Genomic DNA, 19,951 nt, shown 5'->3' with positions numbered 1-19,951 from the left:
GCGAGATGCCGTGCCGAGTGCCGCGCAGTAGGCGCGGGATCATCAGACACGGCCTAACCTTGTAGGTTTTCCGAGTGGAACTCAGGCTGGGGCCGCTGCTGCGGTACGTCGATGACACTCGGGCCACTGTCTGGGTCGAGACCAGCGCGCCCTGTGACGTCGAGATCCTCGGACACCGCGCCCGGACCTGGTCGGTCCACGGCCACCACTACGCACTGGTCCGGATCAAGGGCCTCACGCCGGACAGCGCGACGCCGTACGAGGTGCGGCTGGACGGCCACAAAGTCTGGCCGCTCGAGGACAGCGAGTTCGGTCCCAGCGCGATCCGGACGCCGCGCGCGGACGGGACCTTCCGGCTGACGTTCGGGTCGTGCCGGCGGTCGGCGCCGTTCGACGCGAAGGGGTTCAAGGAGTTCGGGCCGGATGCGCTCGTCGCGCTCGCCGAGCAGATGGCGGCCGGGACCGACGAACCACCGGACGCGATCCTGCTGCTCGGTGACCAGGTGTACGCCGACGACCCGTCGGACGCCGTACTCGAGAAACTGCGGGACGCGCACGGCGGTCGGCAAGGGTCCGAGGTCGCCGACGAGATCGGCAACTTCGAGGAGTACACCTGGCTGTACGACGACGCGTGGGTGACGCCGGCGGTTCGCTGGCTGTTCTCCACCGTCCCGCTCTGCATGCTGCTCGACGACCACGACCTGCGCGACGACTGGAACACCTCGCTGACCTGGCGTCGCTGGGTCACCTCGCAGCCGTGGTGGCATGACCGGGTCGTCGGCGCCTACGCGTCGTACTGGGTCTATCAGCACCTCGGCAATCTGTCGCCCGAGCAGCTCGACCAGGATCCGACGTACCGGGCGATGCTCACGATCGAGGAGGACGACGAGCGTACGGCGTACCTGGACAGCTTCGCGTGGGCAGCCGACGAGGACCCGGCCTCGACCCGGTGGAGCTTCTACCGCGACTTCGGCGACGCATCCCGCGGGGTCCGGCTGGTCGCGGTCGACTCGCGCTGCTCGCGGCACCTCGAGCCGGGCGAACGCGCGATGGTCGACGCGCACGAGTGGGAGTGGGTCCGGCATCACACCGTCGAGGCGTCCCGGCCGATCCACCATCTGCTGCTCGCGTCGACGCTGCCGTTCCTGCTCGCACCCGGACTGCATCACCTGGAGGGCTGGGACGAGGCGATCTCGTCCGGCGCCTGGGGACCGCGCGGCGCGCGGATCGGCGAGAAGATCCGGCAGGGCATGGATCTGGAGCACTGGGCGTCGTTCCGCAGATCGTTCGACGACGTGACCGACCTGCTCGCCGAGGTGGTCGGCGGCGAGGATCCGCCGGCGTCGATCCTGCTGCTGTCCGGCGACGTGCACTGCAGCTACCTCGCCGAGGCGCACCTGCTCGCCGTCGACCATCCCGGTACGGCGATCCGCCAGCTCACCATGTCGCCGTTCCGGAACCCGGTCCCGCGGCACATCCAGTGGGCGAATCACCTGCTCGACAAACGCTGGATGACGACGCTGCTGCACAAGCTGGCCCGGTCGGCCGGCGTCCGCGATGTCGCGGCCGACTGGCGGATCGCGCATGGTCCGTGGTTCGGCAACGGCGCGATGACGGTGACGTTGTCCGGTGAGGACTGGGCAGTGGACGTCGACCATGCCGAGCTGCGCGGCGAGCGGCAGCTTCTCGAGCGGTCGTTGACCTATGGACGCTTAGACTCGCCTTCCAAGCGCTTGATGTCCTGAAGCTGCCACGAGCGGTTCGCCCGCAGCTCGTTACGGAAGGCTTTTGTCATGCGATCTTCCACCCTCCGACGCACGGCGGCGATCGTCGCCGCTATGACTTTGTCTCTGGCCGCCCTGCCGGCGGCTCAGGCCGATCCGGTCAAGCCACCACGGTTGTCCGCGGCCGCCATCACATCCACCCTCAACCAGGAGGTGTACACCCCCGGAACGGCCTGGATGACCCGGCCGGACGGCAAGGTCGTCGTCTCCTACGACTCCACTGTCACCGGTTCGAAGCTGACCGCGCTGACCAACGTCACCAAGAGGCTCGGCGAGAACGTCGTCCTCGAGAAGCTGCCCGGCAAGCTGACCAAGTACGTCAGCGGCGGCACCGGCATCTGGGGCGGCGAGGTCAAGTGCTCGGTCGCCTTCAATGTCCAGCGGAGAGGCAAGTACTACGCCCTGACCGCCGGGCACTGCGGCAACGAGGCCTCGACCTGGTACTCCGACTCCGACCACGACGTCTACATGGGCAAGCTGCACCACTCCAGCTACCCGTGGAACGACTACGCCCTGCTCATCTACCCCCTGTCCGTCCGTCCCGGCGGCAGCGTGTACCTGTACAACGGCCGCTCGCAGGACATCCGGGTGGCGATGAACCCGGGCGTCGGGCAGTACGTGTACCGGGCCGGCGTCACCACCGGTCTGCACAGCGGCCGGGTGACCGGGCTGGGCTCCGTGGTTAACTACGGCGACGGCCGGGTCGCGGGCCTGATCCGGACCAGCGTCTGCGCCGAGCCGGGTGACTCCGGCGGCCCGCTGTTCTACCGGCAGTACGCCTTCGGCATCACTTCAGGTGGGTCCGGCGACTGCTCCTCCGGCGGTGTGACCTACTTCCAGCCGGTGGTCGAGGCCCTCAACGTGTACGGCGTGAGCGTTTACTGACCGTTGATGTGACGCCAGTCACACCCACCGCGGCGGCTTCCCGTAGTTCCGGGTAAAACCGGGGGAGGCCGCCGCGCAGGATTTCCCTCACTCTCCGAACTCACCTGAATACTCAGGGACTATCGGGGTAGTACTGCTCACGGTTGAAGTCAAGGACGCACCCGCCCCGAGCGCGTCCTCATCGTGAGGAGGCTGAAACCGTGAAATTTCTGCCCATTCGCCGTACCGCCGCAATCCTGGCAGCCGCCGGACTGACCGCCACCGGACTGCTCGCCACGCAGGCCTCGGCAGCCCCGGTCGACCCGTCGACGCTGTCGGCCACGGCCATCACCGCGACCTTGTCCAAGGACGCATCCATCCCGGGCACCGCCTGGCAGACCAACCCGGACGGCCGGATCATCGTCTCGTACGACGACACGGTCACCGGTGGGAAGCTGACGGCGCTCACCAATGTCACCAAGCAGTTCGGTGACCGGGTCACGCTGGAGAAGATGTCCGGCAAGCTGTCGAAGTACATCCGCGGCGGTGACGCCATCTACGGCGGGCAGTACCGCTGCTCGCTCGGCTTCAACGTCCGCAGCGGCAGCACGTACTACTTCCTGACCGCGGGTCACTGCACCAACATCGCCAGCAGCTGGTACGCCAACTCGAGCAAGACCACCCTGCTCGGCACCGTGACCGGTTCGAGTTTCCCCGGTAACGACTACGGGATCGTCCGGTACAGCACGTCGTACACGAACCACCCCGGCAGCGTGAACCTGTACAACGGGTCGACGCAGGACATCACCTCGGCGGGGAACGCGTTCGTCGGTCAGGCGGTCAAGCGCAGTGGTAGCACGACCGGCCTGCGCAGCGGCTCGGTCACCGGGACCAACGCCACGGTGAACTACGCCGAGGGCACGGTCACCGGCCTGATCCGCACCAACGTCTGCGCCGAGGGCGGTGACTCCGGCGGTGCTCTCTTCGCCGGCACCGTCGCCCTGGGCCTGACCTCCGGTGGTTCCGGCAACTGCTCTTCCGGCGGCACCACCTACTTCCAGCCCGTCACCGAAGTTCTCTCCCGCTACGGCGTCAGCGTCTACTGACCAACGCAAACGGCGCCCCGGACCCGCTGCGGGTCCGGGGCGCCGCCTCGTCACAGCTACGCCGGCGCGGTCACCGGGAAGCCAAGCTCCTCGGCGGCACCCGCCAACTCTTTGTCATAGGTGACGAACTCGGACAGGTCCCCGCGGAACGGCTCTGCGCTGGCCAGATGAATGGCGTCAAGCGATCCGAGCCGGCTTGTCCGGTACGCCATCGCGCGGCTCAACACGGTCGAGGTCAGGTCGACCAGATAGATCCCACGAACGGCCTGTGCCGCAAAGAACGGCACCTGCTGATGATCCACACCCGCCCGCAGCAAAGTACGAGTGATTTCGAGCTTGGCCAGCTCGCTGGTGATCAACTCCACGTCCTCCGACAGCGACTCCCGCCACCGCCGCAGGGCCGCCGACTCTACTTCGGGCTTGATGAACTTCAACAGCGCGCAGGCATCGAGGTAGATCACCTGCGCCGCTCCTTGTCCCGATCCTCGATCAGCACGTCCGAAAGACTCTCCACATCCGGCGCAAGCTCGAGCATCAGATCCGGCATCCCCAGCTCGGCGGGTGGCGTGACCTCACCGGCGTCGATCAACCGCTGGAGAGCACCCGGCCGCTCGTCCTCCGGCACGAGGCGAAGCACCGGCCGGCCCCGGTCGGTCACCACAATCGTCTCGCCGGCGCGCACGCGAGCCACCGCTTTCGACGGGTTCTGGTTCAGCTCGCGCAGCCCGATGGTCTCCATACTCATCAATGTACCTACTTCATGTAGTTACATCAACCGCGGCGGCGGGAGATCTCGTAGAGGGCTACGCCGGTGGCGATACCGGCGTTGAGGGATTCGGTGGCGCTGGTCATCGGGATGGAGACGATGATGTCGCAGTTCTCGCGGACCAGGCGGGCCAGGCCCTTGCCTTCGGAGCCGACCACGAGGACGAGCGGCTCGGTGGCCGCGTCCAGGTCGGGGAGCTCGACCTCGCCGCCCATGTCCAGGCCGACGACCATCAGGCCGGCGTCCTTGTACGACTTGAGCGCGCGGTTCAGGTTGGTCGCGCGAGCGACCGGGATCCGGGCCGCCGCACCGGCCGACGTCTTCCACGCCGACGCCGACATGGACGCCGTACGACGCTCTGGCACCAGTACGCCGTGGGCACCGAAAGCGGCCGCGGAGCGGGTGATCGCGCCCAGGTTGCGCGGGTCGGTCACCCCGTCGAGCGCGACCACGAGCGGCACCTCGCCGGCGTCGTACGCCCGGGTGAGCAGGTCGTCCGGATGTGCGTACTCGTACGGCGGGATCTGCACCGCGACACCCTGGTGGGCGCCGTTGCTGGTCACCCGGTCGAGCTCGGTCCGCGGCACCTCGAGCACCGAGATGCCGTGCTCGACCGCGATCAGCAGCGCCTCCCGCAGCCGGGCGTCCCGTTCGGTGCCCTCGGCAACATGAAGAGCGGCGACCGGAACCCCGGCCCGCAACGCCTCCACGACCGGGTTGCGGCCGTACACCCACTCGACGGACGAGTCGGTGTCCTTCCGGGCCGGTCGACGGCTGCGTTCGCGCTCCTGGGCGCGCTCCTTCGCCTTCGCCCGCTTGTGCGCGGGGTGCTTGACCCGGTCCACCGCCTTCGGTGTCGGGCCCTTGCCCTCCAGACCGCGGCGAACCCGGCCACCGGATCCGGCGGTCGGGTTCCCACGTGGCTTCTTCCGGATGGCACCCTTGCGCTGGCTGTTGCCTGGCACGTCAGCTTCCTTCGTTGTTGGTTGCCGGCGCGGCAATCGACCAGCGAGGCCCCTGTGGGGTGTCCTCGACGACGACGCCGAGCGCCTTCAGCCGGTCGCGGATCTCGTCCGACGCGGCATAGTCCTTGCGCTCCCGGGCGGCCTGCCGCTGCTCCAACAGCGCCTTGACCAACCCGTCCACCACCTCACTGAGCTCTTCGGTGGCACCGGTCCTGGACACCCACGGCTCGGCCAGCGGGTCGATCCCGAGCACGCCGAGCATCCCGCGGACGGCCGCCAGGTTCTCCCGCAGGGCGGGCGAGTCCCCGTCGGCGACCAGCTTGTTCCCGTCCCGGATGGTGTTGTGCAGTACGGCGAACGCCGCCGGCGTGCCGAGATCGTCGTCCATCGCGGTGACGAAGTCGGCCGGCAACCCGTCGGCCGGCTCGACCCCACCGGTCACCTCGGTCGCCCGCGTCACGAACCCCTCGACCCGCTGGAAGCTGGTCGCAGCCTCCTCCAGCGCACCGAAGGAGAACTCCACCACCGAGCGGTAGTGCGACTGGACCAGGTAGTACCGCAGCTCGATCGGCCGGACCCGCTCGACCACGTTGCGGACGACCGCGCTGTTGCCCAGCGACTTCGACATCTTCTCGCCGGCCGTGGTGACGAGCGCGTTGTGCATCCAGAACCGGGCGAACTTCTGGCCGACCGCGGTCGACTGGGCCAGCTCGTTCTCGTGGTGCGGGAACCGCAGGTCCAGCCCGCCACCGTGGATGTCGAACTCGTCGCCGAGGTACTTGCCCGCCATCGCCGAGCACTCCAGGTGCCAGCCCGGGCGGCCGCGGCCCCACGGGGTCGGCCAGGACGCCGTCCGCGGCGTGCCGTCGGTGTGGCCCTTCCACAGCGCGAAGTCCCGCGGGTCCCGCTTACCGCGCGGGTCCGCGTCCTCGGCGGCTTCCATGTCCTCGATCTTCTGGTTCGACAGCTCGCCGTACTGCGGCCACGACTTCACGTCGAAGTAGACGTCACCCGACCCGTCCGGGGCGACGTACGCGTGTCCGCGCTCGATCAGCTGGTCGATCAGCTCCAGCATCTCCGGGATGTGGCCGGTGGCGCGCGGCTCGTAGGTCGGCGGGCGGCAGCCGAGGACGTCGTACGCCCAGTGCAGCTCGCGCTCGAACTCGTAGGCGTGCGCCCACCACGGGACGCCGCGTTCGGCCGACTTGGCCAGGATCTTGTCCTCGATGTCGGTCACGTTCGCGATCACGGTGACCTCGTACCCGGAGCGCTCCAGCCAGCGCCGCAGGACGTCGAACACGACCTCCTTGTAGATGTGCCCGACGTGCGGGGCACCCTGCACCGTCAGCCCACAGTGGTAGATCCCGACCTGGCCCGGACGGACCGGCACGAAATCCCTCACTGCTGCTGTCGCGGTGTCGTACAAGCGAAGTGTCACCGATCAAGGGTAACGGGAGTTGACACCTGCTCTTGACAATATTGTCCGGACCAGCCCCAGGAGGACTCCTTGTCGAACCAGCCCCCGTACGGCGGACCGCCGCCCCAGGGACCACCGCCGTACCAGGGACCGCCCCAGCAGTACGGTCCGCCGCCGCAGCAGTACGCCGGTCCTCCCCCGCAGTACGGCGCCCCGCAGTACGGCCCGCCCGGTTCGCAGCAGTGGGGGCCGCCGCCGCAGGGACCCGGGTTCGGGTGGGGCTCGAACGGCTTCCCGCCGCCGCCGAAGAAGAAGAGCAAGGCAGGCTGGATCGTGCTGCCGATCGTGGTCGTGGTGGCCGGGGTCGTCGGGCTGTTCCTGTGGTCCCAGGTGTCGAAGGGCTCGGACGACGACTACACCTCGCCGCAGCCCACGTACACCTCGACCTACGAGCCGACCACGGCACCGACGTACAGCCGGACCAGCACGCGGCCGACCACCCGGCCGACGACGACGCGGACCACCCCCAGCGTCCCCGAGCCGTCGGACTCCGACATCGTCACGAAGAACCGGATCTACAAGACCGGCGTGCAGCGCACGGTGAACTGCCGGGAGTCGGGCGCCCGGGCCAACAGCGCTGCGAACGCCCGCAAGTACTACGCCGCACTCCTGGCCTGCCTGAACAAGGCCTGGCCGCGTCAGGTCGCGATGTCCGGCAAGACCTTCGCCGCGCCCCGGCTGATCGCGTTCACCGGCCCCGTCAGTACGCCGTGCAGCGGCAATGCGCCGAGTTCGTTCTACTGCTCGGCGAACCGGACGATCTACATGGACGCCGCGGGCGACATGAAGTACTTCCAGACGTACTCGAGGTACCCGAACCGGACGCAGGCGATGGCCTGGATCCGGGCGGAGATGACGGACACGGTCGCGCACGAGTACGGCCACCATCTGCAGAACCTGACCGGCATCCTGCGTGCGTCGAACAACATCGAGTACGAGAAGTCCGGTGACGCCGCGTTGCAGATGAGCCGGCGGCTGGAGATCCAGGCGACCTGCCTCGGCAACGTGTTCATCGGTGCGAACAAGAGCAGCTACAAGATGAGCGGGCTGCTCAAGTCGCAACTGGACTACCTGCACTCGCACTCGGGTGACGAGTACGGATCCCGGCGCGACCACGGCAGCCGGGCGGTCATCCCCCGCTGGGCCAACGCCGGTTTCGTCACCCGGAATCCGGGGTCCTGCAATACCTATGTCGCCGCCGCGACGTACGTTCGGTAAATTCTCACATTCCTTCAAAGATGAAGGGTTGATTCTTACAACTGACGGGTAAAACCTCCGCCGAGCGCTCTGTTCCGCCTCTCATCGCTCTGTGGAGGTTCACCGTGAAGTCCGCCCTTTTCACGGGTGCCGCAGTGACTCTTGGCCTGCTCCTGGCCTCGATCGGCCCCGCCCAAGCACGTCCCACCGATCCCACCACCGCAGCACAGCAGCCCACCGCCCAGGCACGTCAGCACGGCATCGACCAGGCCGGCGAGGCGTACATGGGCTGGCTGCAGAACACGACGACGACCAGTTCGGCTCCGGCCGTCATGGCACCGACCGCGGTCGTCGAAGGTATCGACGTTTCCAGTCACCAGGGCAACGTCGACTGGACCGCGCAGTGGAACAACGGCAAGCGGTTCGCCTACGTCAAGGCGACCGAAGGCACGTCGTACAAGAACCCGTACTTCGCCCAGCAGTACAACGGGTCCTACAACGTCGGCATGATCCGCGGCGCCTACCACTTCGCCACCCCGAACACCTCCAGCGGCGCCACCCAGGCCAACTACTTCGCCAGCAACGGCGGCGGCTGGTCCCGGGACGGCAAGACCCTGCCGGGCGCCCTCGACATCGAGTACAACCCGTACGGCGCCACCTGCTACGGACTGAGTCAGTCCGCCATGGTCAGCTGGATCCGGGACTTCCTCAACACCTACAAGGCCCGCACCACCCGGGACGCGGTCATCTACACCAACCTCGACTGGTGGACCCGCTGCACCGGTAACACCACCGCCTTCAACGCGACCAACCCGCTCTGGGTCGCCCGCTACGCATCGACCGTGGGCACCCTGCCGGGCGGCTGGCCGTTCTACACGTTCTGGCAGTGGACCTCCACTCCACTGGACCAGAACCACTTCAACGGCGACCAGACCCGCCTGGTTGCCCTCGCCAACGGCTGAGCCGGACTGCGTCAGGCCCTCCCACAACGACGCGGGAGGGCCTGGCCTGCCTTGTTTTATTGACTTGCGGACATCTCATAGGCTCGGAAGGTGACCCTTTCCTTGCCGATCGAGACCGACCGCCTGACCCTTCGCCGCTACCTCGAGACCGACTACGACGACCTGCTGAAACTGCAGTCGAACGACGACGTGACGCGCTTCCTGCTGTACGACACGCAGACGCCCGAGCGGGTCCGCAACAAGTCACTGCCGGGCCGGCTGGCCGACTTCCCGATGATGGACACGGACCGGCAGTCGCTGACGCTTGCGGTGATCCTGCGCGAGACCGGGCAGCACCTCGGTGAGGTGTCGCTGTTCGTAGAGAACGCGGAGCATCGCGGCGGCGAGATCGGGTTCGTGTTCCACCCGGAGTTCCACGGGCACGGGTACGCCGCGGAGGCCTCGCTCGAGACCCTGCGCCTGGGCTTCGAGGAGTTCGGCATGCACCGGATCATCGGCCGCCTGGATGCCCGCAACACCGGCTCGGCGAACCTGCTGAAGCGGCTGGGGATGCGGCACGAAGGGACCTTCCGCCAGAACGAGTTCCTCAAGGGCGAATGGACCGACGAAGCCGTCTACGCGATGCTCGCCGACGAGTGGCTCAAACGTTCGTAACTATTTGACTGGACAAGACCGCAACTGCGGCACGCGTTCACCGCGACAGCGGCGGGCACCGGGTCTACCGTCGGAACATGACCGCCGCCCGTTCCATTGCCGCCCTGCTCCTCGGTGTGGTCGTGCTGACTTCCGGCACGTTGTCCAGCGAGGCCGCCAAGGTGCCGCAGTTGCACGACATCGCGTACACCACGTGGACGTCGTCCGCCGACTTCCTCGCCGGTGCCCACTCCGGCACCACCGTCACCGACGGCGCCCTCACTTTCGGTACGTCGACCGGCACCACGTCGTACGTCGATCCGTTCGGTGACGGCACCGCGAAGAGCTACGACCGGACCAGTTGGACGTCGCCGGTCGTCACACCCGGCTTCGGCCTGACCGAGCTGATCGCCTCCTGGAACGCGACCACGCCGCCCGGCACTTGGGTCGAAGTGGCGATGTCCGGCCGGACCGATCTGGGCACCACCACCAAGTGGTACGTGCTCGGCCGGTGGTCGAGCGGTGACGACACCGCGGCCGGCGACATCCACCGCACCTCGGTGCCGGCCCAGGGGGACACGAACGGATCGGTTGCCGTCGACACCTTCGTCGCGGCCGGCGACCGGTCACTCGACCGGTGGCAGCTGAAGGTGACGCTCTACCGGCTCGCCGGTACGACGCAGGCCCCGGCGGTCCGGTCCGTCGGTGCGATGGCGTCCCGGCTGCCGGATGCGAAGAAGGTTGCCGTCAGCCCCCTTGGCGGTGCGGAGGGCATCGTTCTCGACGTACCGACGTACTCGCAGGAGACGCACATCGGGCACTACCCGCAGTGGGACGGCGGTGGCGAGGCCTGGTGCTCGGCGACGTCGACGGCGATGGTGCTCGACTACTACGGCGCCGGGCCGACCGCCGCGGAGACGGCCTGGGTCGACCCGGCCGACGCCGATCCACAGGTCGACCACGCGGCCCGATCGGTCTTCGACTACGCGTACGACGGCGCCGGGAACTGGCCGTTCAACACGGCGTACGCCGGAACACGGTCGGTCGACGGATTCGTCACCCGGCTGCGGTCGCTGACCGAGGCGGAACAGTTCATCAAGGCCGGGATCCCGTTGATCGCCTCGCTGTCCTTCAAGAAGGGCGATCTGCCCGGAGCCGGATACGGGACGAACGGGCACCTGATGGTGATCGTCGGGTTCGACGCGACCGGCAACGTGGTGGTGAACGACCCGGCGTCGCACCTGATCCCGAGCAACGACGAGGTGCGGACGACGTACGACCGGACCGCCTTCGAGAACGCCTGGGTCCCCCACTCGGGCGGCCTCGTCTACGTCATCCACCCGGCCGGGATGCCCTTGCCACCAGCAGGCCCGCAAGCCAACTGGTAAGAGCAACAGCGCCCGCACACCTGGGCGGTGTGCGGGCGCTGTTCTGCTCTGCGGACCTCAGCGGGCGAAGAGCGCTCCGGTGAGGTTGGTGGTGAGGTTGCGGAGCGAGTCCGGCAGGTACTGCAGGTGCCAGCCGCGCGGGCCGCGATACCACGGGAAGCCCTCGTCCTCGTCGACATCGTCGTCGGTCGCGACGAGTGCGTCGATCCAGCGCTCCGAGCCGCCGAGTACGACGGCGTACGGGAGCGCACGCGAGCACAGCTCGGCGTGCTGGTCCGTCGGCAGCTCGCTGACGTCCATCTCGAGCAGCTCGCCCCGGATCGCGGCGACCTGACCGAGCACCCGCCCGGCGGCCGGAGCCTTGGCCGGCATGTGGCGGCCGACCACGATCAGGCCGACGCCGACGGCGGTGACCGCGAGACCCAGCAGGCCCCAGCTCGTCAGCAGCGCAAGGGCGATGGTCAGCGCGACACCGAGCACGGTGACGGCGATGCCGATCGTTGCCCACAGCGACCGGGTGCGGTCGGGGCGCTCGGTGAACCAGCCGCGCTTGACCACACCGTCGTACAGGGCGTCCTGGACCTGGCCGAGGTTCGCCCGGACCTGGCGGCCGAGCTCGGAGACCAGCACCGAGTCGGAGTCGCCGAAGATCGCGCGGATCAGGACGTTCTCGTACCGCTGCAGCTCCTCCGACGGTGCGTTCGCGACCCGGCGCAGTTCCCAGTCCGGCCGCGCGTACTCGGAGTCGTGCTCCTGCTCGATGATCGTGAGGTGCCCGCGGACGGCCAGGTCGATGATCGTCGCGGTCACGTCGACCGGGTCGATCCGCTCGTCGATCAGGGTGCCGACCTCACCGGGACGCAGGTCGGACGGCGGGGTGAAGTCGATCCGGGTGTCGGTGCCGAGGCTGAACAGCGACGCCGGTACGACGCGGCGCGGGTCGACCCGGTCGCGGCCGCGGACCCGGTAGAGGACCAGCAGCGCGATGGCGCCGAGCAGCAGCACGGCGAGCGCGGTGAGCAGTTGCGCGGTGTCGGTGGAGAACGCCCGCTTGAAGCTCTTGCGGTACTCGACGATCGAGTTCGCGGCGATCTCGCCCTCGGGGAAGCCGACCGTCATCCGGACTGTGTTACCCGGCGGCAGGCCCTGCTGCTGGAACGTCGGACCGGCGGTCTCGCCGAGCTGCGCCAGCGTGCACGGGGTGTTGCTGTCGATCGCGCCGGCGAAACAGGAGACGTGGGTGACTTCCGGCGTACTGAAGACGATGTTCGCCTGCTGGACGGTCAGGTTGATGCCGGTCAGCGGGGCGAACCGCACCTCGGTGCCGTTCAGCGTCGTCGCGACCGCGCCCCGCACCGTGTAGGTGAAGTCCAGTTGAGTGCTGCCGCTGACGTCGGCGACCGCGATCGAGGTGACGTTGCCGTTCGTGCTGACCTCGGTCTGCTTGTCCTGGCCGCCGGCCGTGACCTTCAGATCCTCGATCTTCTGCACGTGGTCGACGTCGTCGGGCAGCTGGTCGCGGGTGACCACGAACCGCGTGAACGTCCCGGTCACGTCGCTGAGCTTCCAGGTTTCGGAGACCTTGAGCAGGCCGTCGCGTTCGACCCGGATCTGGCTGTCGAAGTTGGTCACGACCGGATCGGCCGCACCGTGGGAGTCGGTCGCACCGGCCGGGACGCCGGTCAGGGCCGAGAGACCGAGGGCACACAGGGTTAGCCCGAGCAGACGTAGACGCATCGCCCAATCACACCGTATAGAGAGGGTCAGTTGACCCGGGCACCATACCGTGACGCCGTTTCCGGGCAACGTGATGCCCACCTCAGCTCCGATCTGTTGAGCTGGGCAACAGTTGGTGAGCCTGGGCTCGGCTAGCGTCTGCCGGGTGTCTGGCAACCAGTGGGGCCCGCCGCCCGGGCAGCAACCACAGCCTCCCTACGGTGCGCCTTATGGTGCCCAGCCGTGGCAGCCGGGTCCGCAGTACGGCGGTCAGCCGCCGGCCGCGCCGTACCAGGGGATGCCCCCGCAAGGTCCGCAGTACGGCGGGCAGCCGCAGTTCGGCTGGGGCGCTCCGCCCGGTGGACCGCAGCCACCACGGAAGAAGGGCGGCGCGGCCAAGGTCGTGTTCGTGCTTCTCGGCGTCGTCGTACTGGGCGGGGTCGTGCTGTTCGGTGTCTCGAACGCGTTGAAGGACAGCGATCCGTACACCAGTCCGTCGTACTCCTCCTCCAGTTACACCCCGACGTACGGACCGTCCGCGACGCCGTCGGTGGCGACGACGGGTGCGACGAGCAAGCCGGCCAGGACCACGACGCGGCCGACGGCGACCAAGCCGACCGCACCGCGGACGACCTCCACGCCGAAGCCCAAGCCGGGGCCGACCGACACCGACCTGGTGCTGCGGAACAAGCTGTACAAGGCCGGGGCGATGCAGTCGGTGAACTGCAAGGAGTCCAGGTCCCGCCCGTCGAACGTGTCGGGCGCGCGGGCCAACTACGTCACCCTGCTGCGCTGCCTGAACAAGTCCTGGCCCGCGCTGGTGGCCAAGTCCGGCTCGAAGTTCCGGCCGCCGACCGTGCAGCCGTTCAGCGGGACCGTCAGTACGCCGTGCGGGACCGGCAACGACTCCGGTCCGCCGTTCTACTGCGGCAGCAACGAGACCATCTACATGAACCTCAGCGAGGACATCGGCAACTACAACCGCTACCCGCAGGCCTACCAGAAGGTGTGGGCGCGGATGTGGATGCTGCACCAGTTCGCTCACGAGTACGGCCACCACGTCCAGAACCTGACCGGCATCCTCGCGGCCAACCACCGGATCCGCTACGAGGCCCCGAGCCAGGCGCTGGAGCTGGAGGGCAGCCGGCGGCTGGAGCTGCAGGCGTCCTGCTTCGGCGACATCTTCATCGGCTCGAACAAGCGCACCTACCCGATCACCGGTCAGGCGCTGTTCCAGTGGAAGTGGCTGATCCTGCACTGGACCGACTACAACAACGACCACGGGGACGGGGTGAACCACCGGTACTGGGCCACCCGAGGGTTCAACAGCCGCAACCCGAGCGTCTGCAACACCTTCGCCGTCTCCTCCGCCAAGGTGCAGTAAGGGCGGGTCGTCGTACGGCGGGAACGGGGGCGGCGGGGTGGCACGTCATAGTGGTCTCGATCACGGTGGACCGGAATACAGACGCGGACTGGCCGCGCTGGCTAGCCTGGTGCGTCCGGATCACGCAAAGTATGTCCGGGGGGCGAGCAGTCCGGGGGGACGAACGACCGGGCGCGACGTCGGCACCCCGAACAGCGCCGGATGCACCACGTTGACGGCTACACCCAAAAGGTCGTGAGGAGTATCGATGTCGGACAACTGGAATCCACCCCCGGGGCGCGAACCGGCTGACGGCGACCAGCCGGCCGGTCCGCCGGAGCAGCCTGCCGGGGATGGCCAGTCGACCAGTTGGTGGAGCGAGGCTACCGAAGCTAAGCGCGAGTTCCAGGACCCCGGTGCGGCCGAGGGCGAGCGGCCGGCGAACAACTGGTTCGGCAAAGGCTGGGCCAACCGCCGCCCGGAAGACCCCGACCAGGGCCCGGCCTGGCAGACCCACCCGGAACAGTCCCGCCCCTCACACCCCACTCCCAACCAACCCGGCCCCAGCCAATCCGGCGCCAGCCAATCCGGCCCGAGCCAGCCGGGCCCAGCTCAGCCGGGTCCTGCCCAGTCAGGTCCGAGCCGGTCCGGCGGTGGGTCGGGTGGTGCTGGGCCGGTGAGTTCCTGGCAGTCGGCGCCGTCGTACGGCAGCACTCCGCAGCCGCCGCAGAGCCGGTCGCAGCAGGGAGCTGGTCCTCAGCAGGGCTCCGGACCTCGGCAGGGTGCCGCACCGATTGCCGGTCCGGCGCAGGGCGGCCGTGCTCCTCAGGCTGGTGTCCCTCGACCGCAGACTGGTCCTCAGTCCGGTGGTCCGCAGGCTGGTAGGCCGCAGGCGGGTGGCGCCCGCGAGGGCGCGGCACCACGCTTGGGGGAGCCGGGTGCTCAGACCGGCGGCACAGGTGCTTACTCGGAAAGCTCCTACCTGTGGGGACCTAGCGCACAAAGTGGTCCTTCGCAGCCTGGGCCCGCTCCGCAGGCGCAGTCTCCGTGGAGCAATGCGCTGCCGCCGACCAACCAGCAGCAGAGCGCACAGCAGCAGGGCGGCCCTCGTCACGCGGCCCAGCGCGGCCAGATCGGTCCGATGGGACAGCCGGTGCAGCAGCCGCCGACGTGGCAGTACCCACCGATCCCGATCCCACAGCCGCCGGGAGGCGGTCGGCGCCGGAAGCCGCGGACGCGGACCCGTGGTCTGCTGATCGGCCTCGTGGTGCTCGCCGTACTGGTCGTCGGCTCCGGAGTAACCCTCCTGGTCCGCAACACCGGCGACGACACACAGACGACCAACACCCCGTCGACGGACCCCTCCGGCACCCCGTCCGAGACGCCGTCCGGGAGCCCCTCGCCGGCGTCCGAGACACCGTCGCCCGCCGTGCCGACCGACGAGGAGAAGGTCACCGCGAGCAAGCTCTACACCGTCGGCCCGATCGCGGCCGCGAAGTGCGCCGAACCGACGTTCGCGCCGATCAACTTCACCGCCTCGCGGAACTACTACAACCGCCTGCTGCCGTGCCTCAACCGCACCTGGTCGATGGCGATGAAGAAGGCCGGCCTGCCGTTCCGGGCCCCGAAGGCGACCGTGTACGCCGGCAAGCTGCCGTCCCCGTGTGGCATCCAGCGCAGCGTCCGGGCGTCGTACTGCGCGGCGAACGACACCATCTACATCCCGTGGGCGGTGGACAACCGGTACTACGTAAACAACCCGGTGTACGCCCGCGCGATCATGCTGAACACGTTCGCGCACGAGTACGGCCACCACGTCCAGAACCTGAGCGGCATCCTCGCGGCCTCGGTCTCGCGGCAGCAGAAGATGACGCCGAACCAGAAGCTGCTCGAGAGCCGTCGCCGCGAACTGCAGGCCACCTGCCTCGGTGCGGCGTACCTGGGCGCGAACGCGGCCGTCATCCCGATGCGCGGTCCGCTGCTGGCCAACTGGAAGTTCCTGATCGCGCACACCGGTGACGACTACGCGCGGCCGCGGGTGCACGACCACGGCAACCGGGTCAGCAACTACCAGTGGTCCATCGCCGGGTTCAACAGCAAGCAGCCGAACTCCTGCAACACCTACACCGCGGCAGAGTCCCGAGTGGCCTAGCAGAACAACAGAGAAGCCCGGGTCCGCACTGGACCCGGGCTTCTGTGTGTGTAGCTCAGAAGAGGCGGCGCGCCGTGGTCAGCGAGCCGCCGAACGACGTCACGAAGTTGCTGAGCGATTCACCGATGTCGGACAGGTGCCAGTTCTCCGGTCCGGAGTACCAGCCGATGCCGGCGTCCGGGTCGTCGTCGTCATCGGTTGCGGCGATCTCCAGCGCCCACTTCTCGGTCAGCCCGAGCACAGCGGCGTACGGGAGGCACCGGGACGCGAACTCGAGCCGGTGGCTCTGCGGCAGGTCAGCCGAGGTCTCGTCGAGCAGGTACTGCTGCAGACCGGCCACGCGCCCCAGTACGGCGGCACCACGCGCAGTGCGAGCCGGTGCGATCTGACCGACGAGTGCGAGCACCAGCCCGGCCAGCATCACCGCGAAGCCCACCAGGGCGTACTTGCTCACGATGGCGAGCACGATCGTCAGTACGACGCCGGCACCCAGCAGCACCATGCCCGCAGTGGTCCAGCGGTTCCGGACGGCGTCCGGGCGGCTGCTGAACCACCCTTGCGTCACGACATCGGCGTACAGCTGCTCACGCACCAGGTTGAGCCGCGGCCGCAGCGACGGGCCGAGCGCGGAGACGACCACCGTGTCGCCGTCCGCGAACACCGCGTCCAGCAGGGCCTTCTCGTACGGCAGCAGCTCCGGACCACCCTGGTTCAACCGGTGCAGCTCCCAGTCCAGCTTGCCGAACTGGCTCTGCCGCGGCAGCTCCACGATCGTCAGGTAGTTGCGTACGGCGAGGTCCAGCAGCGTCGCGGTGATGTCGACGACGTCAGCCGTTTCGTCCACCACTGTGCCGACCTGACCCGGCCGGATGCCGTCCGGCGCGGCGAACTGCGGACCGTCCGAGCCGTCCAGCACAGGCCGCTCCGGCGCGCCACCACCGACCTTGCCCGCGTCACGACCTCGGAGGAACCACAGCGCGGCGGCAGCGAGCAGTCCGATGCCGAACACCAGCGCAGCGAGCCCGATCGTGCTGGAGTCGACGGTGAACGCCCGGCCGAGGCTCCAGCGAGTCGTGAACTCCGCGTTCGGCTGCACCGTCGCCTGGTCGCTGAGCCCGGTCAGGAAGGTCAACCGCCCACCAGCCGGTACGCCGTTCTGGTCGATCTGCAACGCGGCCGACTCAGCCAACTGTGACGACGTACACGGCATACTCGAGCCGACTCGGCCGGCGATACAGGTCACCCAGGTCGCGAACGGCACGTCCACAGTCACTGAGGCCTTCGGGACCGCCGTACCGAAGCCCTGCACGATCGGCCAGCTGACCTCGCGGCCCTCGGTGGACTCGGCCACCACGTTGTCCACGGTGTAGCTGTAGACGATCTTCGACTGGCCGGACACGTTCAGAGTGAGCCGGCGACCGTTGTCGATGCTCTCGTTCTGGAATCCCTGCGCCGGTTGACCGTTCACAGTGGCCGACACGTCGCTGACGCCGTACGTCCGGTCCCGCTCGGAGTCCGCTCGGACCCTGGTGGTCAGTGTGCGACTGAACGTCGTGCCGCCGGCTGACAGGTCAACTGTCTCCTTGACCTGCAGCGCACCGTCCTTGGTCAGCGTCGCCTCGGCCGTGTACGCCGTGATCTGGTCGTCGGCGGCCTGGGCAGGCAATGTGCCCAGGGCAACGAACGGGACGGTCAGGGACATCAGCAGGGCAGCCGGCAGGAGGCGGCGCTTCAGTGACATGGGTCGAGAGTAGTCTCGTGCCGGTTCGCCCAGCGAACCCGAGTCAGTCCAGTGTCAGCGGCAGGAGGGCAACACCGGTGAGCAGCCCGTACGGCTACGGGGGCCGTCCACAGGATCGGCCCGTGGGTCCACCGCCTGGCGTCCTGCCGCCTCCCCAGGCAGCCCCTTGGCCACAGGGCCAGTACGGCGGCCCTCAGTACCAGGGTGGTCCTCAGTACCAGCCGGGTCCGTTCCAGCAGGGAGCGCCGTACCAGGGGCAGTGGGGTCAGCCGTACTACGGCGGGCAGGGGCAGTTCAGCGGATTCCAGCCGCCAAAGCGCCGGGGTGGCGCGGTCCGGCTCATCCTGTTCGGCTTCGTCATGCTCATCATCGTCGGCGGGGCGCTGGCCGCCATCAGCGTGATCCTGACGGGCGGCGACGCCGACGACACCGCCCAGCCCGGTGTGACCGGTCCGTCGATCGTGCCGACAGCCACCACCAATCCACAGGAGGGTTCGGCGGAGGACTACCTGCTCAACGCGGAGATCTACCGCAGCGGCGCACTGCCGGAGCAGAACTGCAAGGCCGCGAACCTCGGCAACGGCAGCCTGGCGGCGCAGAAGGTGTACTACGAAAAGCTGTTCACCTGCCTGAACGACGCCTGGCGCCCGATTTTCAAGGGCCTCGACCAGGAGAAGCCGGACCCGGGCCTGGTCGTGTTCGACAAGCCGGTCGTCACCCCATGCGGCAGCTTTGCGCCCCTGTCCGGGCGGGTGCTGGCGTTCTACTGCTACGGCAATCAGGTGATGTATACCGACGTACAGCAGATGAACAAAGCGTTTGGTCCGGAGCAGGACCTCGCGTATCTGATGACGATCGCGCACGAGTACGGCCACCACGTGCAGGGCGTCACCGGGTTGTTCTACGCGCGAGCGGCGTACCTGCAGGACCACCCGGACAAGAAGCTCGAGTACTCCCGCCGCAACGAACTCCAGGCCTCCTGCTTCGCCGGCGTCTTCAGCAAGGCGGTCGCGAACACGTATCCGCTGACCAACCGCATGAACGAGTTCATAGAACAATCCAGCAACAGCTTCGGCGAATCCCCCAACACCCCACCCGAAGAACGAACCCACGGCCTCGCCACCAGCCAAGGCTTCTGGATCCAAAACGGCTTCAACATAGCCGAAAACAAAGCCTGCAACACCTACGCAGCCCCCGCCGACCTAGTCAAATAAACTCGGACTTCTTCGCGTACTCGCTCAGATCGGTCAACGGCGCACTTGAAAGCGCAGGTGAAGGACCCGGTTGCCCTGAATCACCGCGTCAGGATCCTCCAACAGGTGCTGCGCGTCGACCGACCCGAAGTAGCGCTTGCCGGACCCGAACACGACGGGTACGACGTCCATGCGCACCTCGTCGACCAGGCCCGCGGCAAGCGCCTGGCCACCGACGTCGCCGGCGGCGACCTCGACTATGCGGTCACCCGCAAGCTCCTGCGCCTTGGCCACGGCTGCCTCGACGCCGTCGACGAAGTGAAACGGTGCCTCGGGGTCCCAGCCCTCGGGCATCGGCCGGTGCGTCACGACGACCACGTGGTCGACCCCGCCCGGGGGCTTCCCGTCCCAGCCGTCCGTCAGGTCGAAGACGTGGCGGCCGGCGATCGTCGCCCCGATCTGGTCCCAGTACGTCCGGGTGTAGTCGTAGGACACCTGCGACAGCTTGAGCACACCGCTCTCGTCCATCGGGACGTCACCGCTGGTCAACCAGTCGAACAGCGGTCCGGGCTGGTCATTCTCGTCCGCGATGAAGCCGTCCACAGACACCGAGCTGTACATGACCACCTTGCCCACGGCGCTCT

General features: G+C 68.2%; 17 protein-coding genes. 10 read left to right on the top strand and 7 right to left on the bottom strand.

Going from position 1 to position 19,951, the window contains the following annotated elements; all coding sequences use genetic code 11:
• Positions 1–74: 74 nt before the first annotated feature.
• The 3 genes from V9K99_RS22710 to V9K99_RS22700 all read left to right on the top strand — a co-directional run bounded on the left by V9K99_RS22710 (position 75) and on the right by V9K99_RS22700 (position 3,754).
• Positions 75–1,745, top strand: a complete 1,671-nt coding sequence (locus V9K99_RS22710; RefSeq protein WP_337006132.1) for a DUF7800 domain-containing protein — start codon at positions 75–77, stop codon at positions 1,743–1,745.
• 93 nt (positions 1,746–1,838) lie between these two features.
• The gene (locus tag V9K99_RS22705) at positions 1,839–2,669 is read left to right on the top strand and encodes a S1 family peptidase (protein WP_337006130.1); all 831 of its coding nucleotides are present in this window, start codon (positions 1,839–1,841) and stop codon (positions 2,667–2,669) included.
• A gap of 200 nt (positions 2,670–2,869) precedes the next feature.
• Complete coding sequence (locus V9K99_RS22700; RefSeq protein ID WP_337006128.1) at positions 2,870–3,754, top strand: S1 family peptidase; 885 nt, start codon at positions 2,870–2,872, stop codon at positions 3,752–3,754.
• A gap of 56 nt (positions 3,755–3,810) precedes the next feature.
• On the opposite strand, the gene V9K99_RS22695 is transcribed toward V9K99_RS22700, so the two are convergent.
• Genes V9K99_RS22695 through cysS form a run of 4 tightly spaced genes read right to left on the bottom strand, consistent with a single transcriptional unit; the run spans position 3,811 to position 6,923 of the window.
• Positions 3,811–4,215 carry a type II toxin-antitoxin system VapC family toxin gene (locus V9K99_RS22695; protein WP_337006127.1) on the bottom strand — a complete coding sequence of 135 codons (405 nt, stop codon included), beginning with the start codon at positions 4,213–4,215 and terminating at the stop codon, positions 3,811–3,813.
• Positions 4,212–4,493, bottom strand: coding sequence for a type II toxin-antitoxin system Phd/YefM family antitoxin (locus V9K99_RS22690; RefSeq protein WP_337323597.1), 282 nt, complete (start codon positions 4,491–4,493; stop codon positions 4,212–4,214). Before V9K99_RS22690 ends, V9K99_RS22695 begins: the two co-directional genes overlap by 4 nt.
• Positions 4,494–4,525: 32 nt before the next feature.
• On the bottom strand, positions 4,526–5,485 hold the full coding sequence (rlmB, locus tag V9K99_RS22685) for a 23S rRNA (guanosine(2251)-2'-O)-methyltransferase RlmB (protein ID WP_337006123.1): 960 nt from the start codon (positions 5,483–5,485) through the stop codon (positions 4,526–4,528).
• Between the two features lies 1 nt (position 5,486).
• Positions 5,487–6,923, bottom strand: coding sequence for a cysteine--tRNA ligase (gene cysS / locus V9K99_RS22680; RefSeq protein ID WP_337006121.1), 1,437 nt, complete (start codon positions 6,921–6,923; stop codon positions 5,487–5,489).
• A gap of 69 nt (positions 6,924–6,992) precedes the next feature.
• On the opposite strand from cysS, the gene V9K99_RS22675 reads away from it, so the two are divergent.
• The 4 genes from V9K99_RS22675 to V9K99_RS22660 all read left to right on the top strand — a co-directional run bounded on the left by V9K99_RS22675 (position 6,993) and on the right by V9K99_RS22660 (position 11,142).
• Positions 6,993–8,180: a neutral zinc metallopeptidase gene (locus V9K99_RS22675; protein WP_337006119.1), complete on the top strand. Its 1,188-nt coding sequence runs from the start codon at positions 6,993–6,995 to the stop codon at positions 8,178–8,180.
• 104 nt (positions 8,181–8,284) lie between these two features.
• A complete protein-coding gene (locus tag V9K99_RS22670) occupies positions 8,285–9,121 on the top strand; it encodes a lysozyme (RefSeq protein ID WP_337006118.1) in 837 nt (278 codons plus the stop codon).
• Positions 9,122–9,211: 90 nt separating this feature from the next.
• The gene (locus V9K99_RS22665) at positions 9,212–9,775 is read left to right on the top strand and encodes a GNAT family N-acetyltransferase (protein ID WP_337006117.1); all 564 of its coding nucleotides are present in this window, start codon (positions 9,212–9,214) and stop codon (positions 9,773–9,775) included.
• Positions 9,776–9,852: 77 nt separating this feature from the next.
• Positions 9,853–11,142, top strand: coding sequence for a peptidase C39 family protein (locus tag V9K99_RS22660; RefSeq protein WP_337006115.1), 1,290 nt, complete (start codon positions 9,853–9,855; stop codon positions 11,140–11,142).
• 57 nt (positions 11,143–11,199) lie between these two features.
• Here the strand turns inward: V9K99_RS22660 and V9K99_RS22655 are convergent, their stop codons facing one another.
• A complete protein-coding gene (locus V9K99_RS22655) occupies positions 11,200–12,879 on the bottom strand; it encodes a DUF2207 domain-containing protein (protein ID WP_337006113.1) in 1,680 nt (559 codons plus the stop codon).
• 145 nt (positions 12,880–13,024) lie between these two features.
• Between V9K99_RS22655 and V9K99_RS22650 the strand changes: the two genes are divergently transcribed.
• Positions 13,025–14,242 (top strand): neutral zinc metallopeptidase, encoded by a 1,218-nt coding sequence (locus V9K99_RS22650; protein ID WP_337006111.1) that lies wholly within the window; start codon positions 13,025–13,027, stop codon positions 14,240–14,242.
• Between the two features lie 1,120 nt (positions 14,243–15,362).
• Entirely contained in the window at positions 15,363–16,373 is a 1,011-nt protein-coding gene (locus V9K99_RS22645; protein ID WP_337006109.1) for a neutral zinc metallopeptidase, read from the top strand.
• 55 nt (positions 16,374–16,428) lie between these two features.
• On the opposite strand, the gene V9K99_RS22640 is transcribed toward V9K99_RS22645, so the two are convergent.
• Complete coding sequence (locus V9K99_RS22640; protein ID WP_337006107.1) at positions 16,429–18,114, bottom strand: DUF2207 domain-containing protein; 1,686 nt, start codon at positions 18,112–18,114, stop codon at positions 16,429–16,431.
• A gap of 122 nt (positions 18,115–18,236) precedes the next feature.
• On the opposite strand from V9K99_RS22640, the gene V9K99_RS22635 reads away from it, so the two are divergent.
• A complete protein-coding gene (locus V9K99_RS22635; protein ID WP_337006105.1) occupies positions 18,237–19,328 on the top strand; it encodes a neutral zinc metallopeptidase in 1,092 nt (363 codons plus the stop codon).
• A 33-nt stretch (positions 19,329–19,361) separates the two neighbouring features.
• On the opposite strand, the gene V9K99_RS22630 is transcribed toward V9K99_RS22635, so the two are convergent.
• A complete protein-coding gene (locus tag V9K99_RS22630; protein ID WP_337006103.1) occupies positions 19,362–19,943 on the bottom strand; it encodes a dihydrofolate reductase family protein in 582 nt (193 codons plus the stop codon).
• Positions 19,944–19,951 lie beyond the last annotated feature (8 nt).

This window comes from Kribbella sp. CCNWLW201, assembly GCF_037203805.1.
Taxonomy (GTDB): Bacteria; Actinomycetota; Actinomycetes; order Propionibacteriales; family Kribbellaceae; genus Kribbella.
Note: the sequence above shows the minus strand (reverse complement) of the source record. Positions and strands in the feature narration are given on the sequence as shown.